Annotated in this window: 7 protein-coding genes and 1 pseudogene; 5 read left to right on the top strand and 3 right to left on the bottom strand. The window is 57.0% G+C overall.

Annotated features, from left to right (window positions below; all coding sequences use genetic code 11):
• Nucleotides 1–10 precede the first annotated feature (10 nt).
• Complete coding sequence (ffh, locus tag ABYT07_RS18070; protein ID WP_372993411.1) at nt 11–1,507, bottom strand: signal recognition particle protein; 1,497 nt, start codon at nt 1,505–1,507, stop codon at nt 11–13.
• A gap of 198 nt (nt 1,508–1,705) precedes the next feature.
• Complete coding sequence (locus ABYT07_RS18075; protein WP_372993412.1) at nt 1,706–2,293, bottom strand: FMN-dependent NADH-azoreductase; 588 nt, start codon at nt 2,291–2,293, stop codon at nt 1,706–1,708.
• 120 nt (nt 2,294–2,413) lie between these two features.
• Between ABYT07_RS18075 and ABYT07_RS18080 the strand changes: the two genes are divergently transcribed.
• Both ABYT07_RS18080 and ABYT07_RS18085 read left to right on the top strand, forming a co-directional pair.
• Nucleotides 2,414–3,289 (top strand): LysR family transcriptional regulator, encoded by an 876-nt coding sequence (locus ABYT07_RS18080; protein WP_372993413.1) that lies wholly within the window; start codon nt 2,414–2,416, stop codon nt 3,287–3,289.
• Nucleotides 3,289–4,179, top strand: a complete 891-nt coding sequence (locus ABYT07_RS18085; protein WP_372993415.1) for a DMT family transporter — start codon at nt 3,289–3,291, stop codon at nt 4,177–4,179. Before ABYT07_RS18080 ends, ABYT07_RS18085 begins: the two co-directional genes overlap by 1 nt.
• Nucleotides 4,180–4,376: 197 nt before the next feature.
• Here ABYT07_RS18085 and ABYT07_RS18090 read toward each other — a convergent pair whose 3' ends face one another.
• Nucleotides 4,377–4,742 (bottom strand): ArsR/SmtB family transcription factor, encoded by a 366-nt coding sequence (locus ABYT07_RS18090; protein WP_372993416.1) that lies wholly within the window; start codon nt 4,740–4,742, stop codon nt 4,377–4,379.
• Between the two features lie 252 nt (nt 4,743–4,994).
• On the opposite strand from ABYT07_RS18090, the gene ABYT07_RS18095 reads away from it, so the two are divergent.
• The 3 genes and pseudogenes from ABYT07_RS18095 to ABYT07_RS18105 all read left to right on the top strand — a co-directional run.
• Nucleotides 4,995–5,324, top strand: coding sequence for an AtpZ/AtpI family protein (locus ABYT07_RS18095; protein WP_372993417.1), 330 nt, complete (start codon nt 4,995–4,997; stop codon nt 5,322–5,324).
• A 1-nt stretch (nt 5,325) separates the two neighbouring features.
• Nucleotides 5,326–6,081 (top strand): F0F1 ATP synthase subunit A, encoded by a 756-nt coding sequence (locus ABYT07_RS18100; RefSeq protein WP_372993418.1) that lies wholly within the window; start codon nt 5,326–5,328, stop codon nt 6,079–6,081.
• Nucleotides 6,082–6,148: 67 nt separating this feature from the next.
• A pseudogene (locus ABYT07_RS18105) lies at nt 6,149–6,254 on the top strand (F0F1 ATP synthase subunit C); the annotation flags it as partial.

Genomic DNA, 6,254 nt, shown 5'->3' on the forward strand with positions numbered 1-6,254 from the left:
GATGTAGGGGTCATTTCTTTTTCCCAAAGCCGGAGAGGCCGCCGGGCAGACCCATGCCGCCGCCCATACCGCCCATGCCGGGAAGTTTGCCGCCCATCTGCTTGGCAGCGGCTTCGAGCGCCTTTGGGTCCATCTGGCTGGGGTCCATGCCGCCTTTGCCGCCCATCATGCCTTTCATGGCTTGTTTGAGCATGCCGCCTTTGCCCATTTTGCCCATCTTTTTCATCATGTCGCCCATCTGGCGGTGCATCTTCATCAGCTTGTTCAGCTCGGACACTTCCATGCCCGCACCTTTGGCGATCCGCTTTTTGCGGCTGGCCTGAAGCAGGGCGGGGTTGGCGCGTTCTTTCTTGGTCATGGATTGGATCAGGGCGATCTGGCGTTTGAGGATTTTATCGTCAAAGCCCGCATCTTCGACCTGTTTGGCCATTTTGCCCATGCCGGGCATCATGCCCATCATGCCTTGCATGCCGCCCATTTTGAGCATCTGCTCTAGCTGCATTTTCAGGTCGTTCATGTTGAACTGACCTTTTGCCATGCGGCGCATCATCTTTTCGGCTTGTTCGGCCTCGATGGTTTCCTGAGCTTTTTCGACGAGGGCAACGATGTCACCCATGCCAAGGATACGGCCCGCGATGCGTTCGGGTTCAAACGTTTCGAGCGCATCCATCTTTTCGCCAAGGCCGACGAATTTGATCGGCTTGCCGGTGACTGCACGCATGGAAAGGGCCGCGCCACCGCGACCGTCACCGTCCATACGTGTCAGGACCACGCCGGAAATGCCGATGCGGTCGTTAAAGTTTTCAGCCGTTTGCACAGCGTCCTGACCTGTCAGGCCATCGACAACCAGCAGGGTTTCGCGCGGGTTTGCGACATCACGGACAGCTTCGACCTGTTGCATCAGCTCTTCGTCGATAGACAGACGGCCCGCAGTATCGAGCATATAGACGTCGTAGCCGCCCATCGCGGCCTGTGTCTTGGCGCGCTTGGCGATCTGGACGGGGTTTTCGCCTTTGACGATGGGCAGGGTATCCACGCCGATCTGCACGCCGAGGATCGCCAGCTGTTCCATCGCGGCAGGTCGGTTGACGTCAAGCGAGGCCATCAGCACGCGCTTGCCGTCGCGGTCTTTCAAACGCTTGGCGAGTTTCGCAGTGGTTGTGGTTTTACCGGAGCCCTGCAGGCCGACCATCAGGATCGGCGCAGGCGCGTTGTCGATTTTCAGCGCACCGGGTTCACCTTCGCCGCGCAGCACATCAATCAGCGCGTCATGGACGATCTTGACGACTTGCTGGCCGGGGGTGATGGATTTGGTGACGGCTTGGCCAGTTGCCTTGTCCTGCACTGCTTTGACGAAATCGCGGGCGACGGGCAGGGATACGTCTGCCTCAAGCAGGGCGACGCGGACTTCGCGCAGGGCGGTTTTGACGTCTTCGTCGGACAGGGCACCCTGTTTGGTAAGACGGTCAAAGACGCCAGACAGGCGTTCGGAGAGATTTTCAAACATGGGCCAGGGCCCCCTTCGGTCGGTTGCGGTTCCCTATGATGTAGGAAGCCCGCGTGAATACACAAATGCCCCCACGGGCGTAACACGCTGGTGGGGGTCGATCTTTGGCTGCGCCAGAGACCGGAAGGCATAATGCTCCCGGGATTTGTGGATCGTTTAGGCGAGAGGCGGGTCTGAGTCAACCCGCCCCCTGTTTGGTCAGGCGGCCTTGCGGGTCAGGGCGTCGATCGCCTTGTTGGCGTTGGCTTTGGTGCCTTCGGGGTCGATGGCCATGGCATCAGCGGAAATGACGGTGACATCATCCATACCCATGAAGCCCAGAACGGTCTTGAGGTATGGTGTGTTGAAATCAACAGGTGCACCTGCGGGCACGCCGCCGGATGCCATTGCGATGATCACGCGCTTGCCTTTGACCAGACCTTCGGGGCCAGCTTCGGTGTAGCGAAAGGTGACGCCGACGCGGGCAACAAGGTCGATCCACGCCTTGAGGGATGCAGGCACGCTGAAGTTATACAAAGGGGCACCAATCACAATGGTATCGGCGGCCATGATTTCAGCGACCAGCTTGTCGGATTCCTTCAATGCTTCGATCTGTTCCGGGGCGCGGTCGCCTTCGGGGGTGGCGCGGGCCACGGCCCAGGTGTTGGTGATCTGGGGCAGAGGTTCGAGCGCAAGATCGCGCACGGTCACATCCGTGTCACCCAGTTGGGTAATGATACGGTCGGTCAGGTCGCGGGTCACGGAGTTTTCGGTGTTGGCCGAAGAATCGATGCGGAGAATGGACATGGGAGGTGTTCCTTTTCAGTTTGAATGCGTTGCCCTGTTTAGATGCGCCTTGCATGGTTGGCCGCAACTTGCGAAAACGCGGGGAGCAGTGTTCGGAATTGCACATGACGTGGGGACGCAGTGGATAACTGGGATGAAATCAAGACGGCCTATCATGTGGCGCGCTTGGGCACGGTCAGTGGAGCCGCTGACGTTCTTGGGGTGCATCATGCCACAGTCATCCGTCATATTGATGCGCTTGAGGGGCGGTTGGCAGTCAAGTTGTTCCAGCGCCACGCGCGGGGGTACAAGGCGACCGAAGCGGGCGAGGATCTGCTGCGGGTGGCCGAGGCGACCAATGACCAGTTCAGTCAGCTTGCGAGCCGGCTGAAAGGCCGCGGGGATAGTGTATCGGGGGAATTGGTCGTGACGTCGCTGGCCGAGCTTACCCGCGTCGTCGCGCCGGTGTTGGTCGCGTTCCAGAAACAGAACCCGGATGTTGTGGTGCGTTTCTTGACGGGGGACCGTCTGTTCCGTCTGGAATACGGCGAGGCCCATGTGGCGATCCGCGCAGGGGCTGTACCGCAGCAGCCGGATAACGTGGTGCAGCCGCTGATGAAGATGCGCGTCGGTTTATATGCGCATAAATCCTATATCGCTGAATTCGGTCTGCCCGAGACGGTCGAAGCCTACGCGAACCATCGTTTCGTGGTGCATGACGATCTCGAAAATCGGGCACCGTTTTTCGGATGGCTGCGAAGTATTCTGCCCGAAAAGGCGATGTCTTTCAGATGTACCGAATGGAATGCGATGGTTGATGCCATTATGACTGGCGCAGGCATCGGTTTTTTATCACTGAAGGACGCCCACGATAACCCCGATCTGGTCGAGGTACATCCCCCCCTTCCGGAATGGGATTCGCCGCTGTGGTTGGTGACCCATGTTGATCTGCACCGCACATTGAAAGTGCAGACGTTTCTGACCTTTCTAAAAGAGTCCTTGAAAGGCGATGCCTGATGCGGCCTGACATTCAGGGTCATCTGGCAATGCTGACGTTTTCCGCATTGGTGGCTGGGTCGTTCTCGTTGGGGTCGATGTCGGCGAATATGATCTCTCCGGCGGCGTTGAATGCGGCGCGTTTCGTAATTGCGGGCGTGGTGATCGGGGTTGCAGTTGTGGCCACGACAGGGGTCAAGCCTCAAGCCCTGCGCGCACCTTGGCGCTATTTTGTGTTGGGCGGGCTGTTTGCAGTCTATTTCGTTTTGATGTTCGAGGGGTTGAAGACGGCGCGCCCGATTAGCGCTGCGGCAGTGTTCACGCTGACCCCGATTATCGCGGCCGGCTTTGGCTGGGTGTTGCTGCGTCAGGTCACGACAGGGCGCATGGCGCTGGCGTTGGCCATCGGGGCCGTTGGGGCGCTTTGGGTGATCTTTCGCGCGGACCTTGCGGCCTTGCGCCGGTTCGAAATCGGCCGCGGAGAAGCCGTGTATTTCATCGGCTGTGTCAGCCACGCGCTTTATACGCCCATGGTGCGCAAGCTTAATCGGGGCGAACCTGCCGTTGTCTTTACCCTTGGGACCCTGTTTGCCGGGGGCACGTTGCTGTTTGTCTATGGCTGGCGCGATGTGTTGGGGACCGATTGGCTGACGCTTCCGGCGATTGTCTGGATCACCATATTCTATGTCGCGATCTTTGCGTCGGCGGCCACCTTCGTGCTGCTGCAATTTGCGTCGCTGCGGCTGCCATCGGCCAAGGTGATGGCCTATACCTATCTGACGCCAAGCTGGGTCATCCTGTGGGAAATCGGCTTGGGCAACGGCGCGCCTTCTGCGTTGGTATTTGGCGGGGTCGCGCTAACAATTCTGGCGCTGTATTTACTGCTAAAAAACGACAGTATCGTTACTTAAGTTTGATTATTCCCGGAACCTTTTGCCGCACATGGTGTTAACATCACAGAAAGTTCATGAAGGGAACATTGTTATGCGTAGCGTTATTTATGTAATCGGTTTGATTGTAGTTGTTTTGGCTGTTCTGCGGCTTGCAGGCCTCGTCTGACAACTCTGTGGTGGCCCTCTTGTGTGTAACCTCGTCACGAGAGGGTCAACTAACCCTCATCTTCGATCACTTGATTGCCAGCATCTGAAGGTACCACTGGTATCTCTGCTGCAAGAAACCTTTCAAAATCATCCAGATTGACCGGCTCGAATTGGCCGAAACCCTGCATCCAGACGGATGGGGTTTTCAACGCGCGCGGTTCAAGTTTGCACCACTTTAGGCGCCCGCGTTTTTCCTGGGCAATTAGACCGGCCCGTTCCAGCACCGCCAGGTGTTTCGAAATCGCGGCCAAAGACATCTCAAACGGATCGGCCACATCGGTGACGGCCATGTCATCCTCAAGCAGCATCGCCAGAATGGCGCGGCGCGTGGGGTCGGCGAGGGCGGCAAAGATGGCATCTAGCGAAGCGGTCATGTTGGTGATTGCTAACCTGATTAATGGGGCCTGATCGGTGCCTGTTTAACTAACCTAAACAACCCTCAACCAAAAGGTTGAATAACGAGAGGGCGGAAAACGGGCCTCTTGATCCGTGGCGTCTGCCAATTTGTCGCAGGTTGTTCGGTTAAATATCATATCAATTCAATGAGTTGTCTGATTTTAAGGCGTGGTTGACTCTGATCGTCGGTAAAAGTAGCTACTGCCCAAGACATCCAAAGGGATTTAGGCGTGACTGATCCGGACCAACAGCAGCGGCTAAAGCAGCTTGAGGCAAAGATCGCAGCGGCAAAGCTGTCGCAGGCGCCAAAACCCCGAGTGGATGAGCATTATTCGCAGGCATCGCTTGCATGGCGGATGGTGATTGAACTTTGCGCCGGTCTCGGGATCGGTTTTGGCATCGGATATACGTTGGACTGGTTCTTTGGAACGCTGCCGTTATTCATGGTGCTGTTTGTCATGCTGGGCCTTGCGGCTGGGGTAAAAACGATGCTCCGCTCCGCTAAGGAGATCCAGGAAAAGAAAGTGGCCGATCTGGCCGACGAGAACAAAGGGGCCTGAAATGGCAGCAGAAGCACACGGCGAAGAAGCGGGCTTGGTTTTCCACCCGATGGACCAGTTCATCGTTGAGCCGTTCTTCGGCGACGGCGCTGTTTCATGGTACACAATCACCAATGCGACCGTATGGATGGCGTTGGCCGTTCTTGCAGTGTTCGCCTTGTTGGTTTTGGGCACATCTAAGCGGTCGGTTATTCCGGGCCGTATGCAGTCAGTGGCCGAATTGGCCTATGGCTTTATCTACAAGATGGTCGAAGACATCTGCGGCAAAGACGGGGTCAAGTATTTCCCCTACATCATGACGCTGTTCATGTTCATCGTCTTCGCGAACTTTCTCGGCCTGCTGCCGATGGCCTTTACGCCCACGTCGCACATCGCTGTGACCGCCCTGATGGCATTCGCAGTATTCTTTGGTGTCACCATCCTTGGTTTCGTCAAGAACGGCGCGTCCTTCCTTAGCTTGTTCTGGGTATCCAGCGCGCCGCTGCCGCTGCGTCCCATTCTGGCATTGATCGAAATTATCTCGTATTTCGTGCGCCCCGTTAGCCACTCCATTCGTTTGGCGGGCAACATGATGGCGGGCCACGCCGTGATCAAGGTTTTCGCCGGCTTTGCCGCGATTGCAGCGATCGCACCTTTGTCCATCGTTGCAATCACTGCGATGTATGGTCTCGAAATTCTGGTGTCGTTTATCCAGGCTTACGTGTTCACCATTCTGACGTGTGTCTATCTGAAAGACGCGCTTCATCCGCATCACTAACAACGGGTGCGGGTCATTCTGACCTGACCCACCTCATCACCTCAATTCCATCGTAAGGAGAATTCTCATGGAAGGCGATATCGTACAAATGGGCGCATACATTGGCGCGGGTCTGGCATGCATGGGCATGGGCGGCGCGGCAGTCGGTGTGGGCAACGTTGCAGGCAACTACC

It is taken from the genome of Sulfitobacter sp. (assembly GCF_041552635.1).
Taxonomy (GTDB): Bacteria; Pseudomonadota; Alphaproteobacteria; order Rhodobacterales; family Rhodobacteraceae; genus Sulfitobacter.